The sequence below is a fragment of the Rhodoferax sp. genome (assembly GCF_014859475.1).
Classification (GTDB): Bacteria; Pseudomonadota; Gammaproteobacteria; order Burkholderiales; family Burkholderiaceae_C; genus Rhodoferax.
This window is the reverse complement of record NZ_JACUUE010000254.1, coordinates 1-3,069: the sequence shown is the minus strand read 5'-3', so window position 1 is coordinate 3,069 and position 3,069 is coordinate 1. Positions and strand designations below refer to the sequence as shown.

The following is a 3,069-nucleotide window of genomic DNA, read 5'->3' as shown; positions in this document are numbered from 1 at the left end:
TAAATCAGAGTCATCAGAAGAAAATAAATATGACACACTATTATTTTTAGTGGCACATGATATATTATGTATTTTAACTCAAGGTGGCGATAAAGTTAATAGATAACTTGATGCGCTGTGGTATTTAATACTCACAATTGCAGTTCCTTGCTCCATGATTTTTCAGCGGACAAGAATGCCAATTCCGGGTTTTTCACTTTAATACCCATCCGCAAAGCTTCCTTTGCCGCCGATTCCCGAAACGCCAGTGACCCGGTGACAAATACTTCACCGCCATACTTTTGCGAGGCCAGCAGCAAGCCTGCGCGTATGGCTTGTGCGTCATCCTCCTGCGTCAGATCGATGCGCGGTCCGCTGTCGGTCAGTCGTACCGTGCCATAGGTGTCAAGGTATTCAATGCTGTGCTCTGGCGTGATCCTGAGCTGGGCGGTGCGGATGTCAAAGGTGTCGGGTCGCACCGTGCCTCTGATGCTGTTTTGCTGGCTTGCTGTGGTGCTGGTCTGGCCAAGGTCTTCGCCCTCGATGCCCGCCTTTTGTTTGGCTTTGTCACGCTGAGCCCGGTAACGCAGCCCCCGAAGTGCCGAAATGGCCGCCTCGTTGCCCAGCACCGCCTGTCGCTCCAGCCACGGCAACCATTCCATCGCGTAGGCATGGGTGAGTGCCAGGCGTTCACGCTTTTGCCGGTCTGCCAGGTCTTCCATCGCCGCCGTGCGCTGTGTTGCCCATAAGAGTCTCGCCACCTGGCTACCGTAGTTCTTTTGCAGCTGGGTCACTGTCCCGGTTTTGGCAGCCGCAAGCTGTTGGAGCAGATCAGCCTTTTCTGCTCTGTGTTGCACCCGCAGCGCAAGTCTTGCGGCCTTTCGACTGTCTTTTGCCGTGTACTTCTCTGACTTGTATTGCTCAAAAAGTGCCGTGCGTGCAATGGCACGATCCAGTCTGGCTTGTTCGCGTTGCTCGCCTCGTCCGGTGCGCCCGGGGTGTTCATGCGCGTGCGGGTCAGTACCGCAGGCAACGCGGGCAACGTAGTCGTTGTAAGTGGCTCCCTCATGCGTGCCGCTGGCCAATGGGGTTTGCCCCGCAGGAATGTCAGGCGGCTGGTACGCACCAAAGCGCTTTTGCAAACGCCCCAGACTCAATGCATAGTGAACGGCCGACGCTTTGGTTTGCGTTGCCTTGTCGAGCATGTCGGTCTCAAAAATCAAGCCGGATTTGACTTTCACCACGCGCAGGCCTCTGGTGGCGCAGGCACGATGGAATTCCTGCCAGTTCTGCGTTGCCACCAGCTCCGGGCCAACCTTGTTTTTAAGCCAGTCGGCCAGTGAGGGCAGTCCTGCCTTGACTTCGCCCATGCGTGCTTTGACGGCAGGCGCATGCGGTGCGAGTGACTTGTCGGTTTCCAGTCCAAGCTGGCGGCGCAGCGCGTGCGTCAGCCGCTTGATTTGACCGTCCATAACCACGTGGGGGCCGTTGTCGTGCTGCCAGCCCTGCTCAAGCTCGATTTCCCGACAGGTTTTGTCCAGCACCAGGAAGTCATAGCGCGGTGGCCCGGTCAGTACCAAATGCTCGGGGTGGACACGGTTGGCAATGATGTGGATATGGTGGTGGTGATCTTTGTCGCGGTGGATCGCAAAAAATGCCTGGTTGTCGGTCATGCCAACCGCTTTGAGCGCACGGGCAGCGGCGACCGTGGCCTGGTCCATGGAGGGCTGCTCGCCGGCCTTCCAAGACAGGACCACGTGATAAAACGGATTGGTTTTGGAAAGTGCCCTCGATCTTGCCGCCCAGGCCCGCGCCGTGCCGTCCATCCACTTGATGATTTGCCTGCGGTCGTCCGGCTCAGTCGGGTTGAGGCCCTCCATGTTGAAGGACGCCGCTTCCAGCACGCCATCGCGCATCAGGTAATTGGCACCATCTTCTGGCGCGTAGATGCCGGGGTCTGGTTGTTTGGCTTGATCGGTTTGCCCCGGTGTCTTTTTGAGGTCATCAACGACATAGTTGGCTGCGCTGGCCACCGTTTTCCAGGACTTCTTCAGCATGATGACCTTAGCCAGCATTTGCCCTTCCGGCTGCCCTGTCCTTGCCACCTGAGGCGGTTGCTTCCAGCGTGTCAGCGCGCTCACGCAACTCCTGGATCAACGCCCACCATTTTTTGCGGTCTTCGGCGGTCCAACGGATATCTCTGGCGGGGTACAGATGCTTGAGCATGGCACCCAGACGGCGAAATTCGTAACCGGCTTGGGCCTTTTCAACGGTGACATAAACCGCACCATGCAAAGCGGTGTCACGGATCATTTGCGACACGCTGACCCCCAGCGCTGCTGCACGCGCGTTAAAGCGCTGCGCTTCGTCGGGCGAGACCCTGAGTTTCAAGAACGCTGAGCGTGGCATGATCAATAAAAATCATGCGACTGTTCACCGCGATGTACGCGCCATGTCACCACAACAGCGGCAGACCCACTGACTGACTGAACCACCCCGGGCATTCTCTTCATTTGCATCTCCAATCGACTATCCGCAATAACGGCGGATAGCCCATACGGGTGCGTCGCAAGTGTGAACGCGCACACGTGTGACGGGTTCAGCTTTTGGGCTGAAACGGACTGGCAAAGGCGAACAAAGCGCAGCGACTTTGTTTTGACAGGCCGTTTTAGCGTCGCCCAGGGGCTAGCCTCACGGCTGGGGTTGTCGAATGACATCCCCAATGAGTGCAAACTGGATTGCAGGTGTTGCGATAGCGATCGTTACCCGAATGGGACAAGACAAGCCGGGTGTTTTGCAGGATTGGCTTGGTTCGAAGAATAGAGCGCGGGCTGAAAGCATCGCATCCAAAAGTCTCCTCAAAAAACGTGGCTTTGTTGCAAAACCTACAAACGGGGACACTGCGGGGACACCATAAAGGCAAGTGCAGGGACAAAACGGGGACACTTTGGGGACAAAACGGGGACAATTGAGCCCAATATTGACTGGTTTAAAGCAGAATTTCAGGCCGCCAACATTGCATCAATAGAACGTATAGACGAAAAAAATCCCTTGTAACTCATTGATTTACAAGGGATTTTCTAAACTATC

At 55.9% G+C, this 3,069-nt stretch carries 2 protein-coding genes; both read right to left on the bottom strand.

The features are described 5' to 3' along the window. Positions 1 to 131: 131 nt before the first annotated feature. The gene (traI, locus tag IBX54_RS13950; RefSeq protein WP_296543262.1) at positions 132 to 2,054 is read right to left on the bottom strand and encodes a TraI/MobA(P) family conjugative relaxase; all 1,923 of its coding nucleotides are present in this window, start codon (positions 2,052 to 2,054) and stop codon (positions 132 to 134) included. Then, on the bottom strand, positions 2,044 to 2,388 hold the full coding sequence (locus tag IBX54_RS13945) for a hypothetical protein (protein WP_296543261.1): 345 nt from the start codon (positions 2,386 to 2,388) through the stop codon (positions 2,044 to 2,046). Before IBX54_RS13945 ends, traI begins: the two co-directional genes overlap by 11 nt. Positions 2,389 to 3,069 lie beyond the last annotated feature (681 nt).

Coding starts and splice junctions, on each gene's coding strand:
- traI (WP_296543262.1), bottom strand. CDS start 2,054: ATGCTGGCTAAGGTCATCATGCTGAAGAAGTCCTGGAAAACGGTGGCC.
- IBX54_RS13945 (WP_296543261.1), bottom strand. CDS start 2,388: ATGCCACGCTCAGCGTTCTTGAAACTCAGGGTCTCGCCCGACGAAGCG.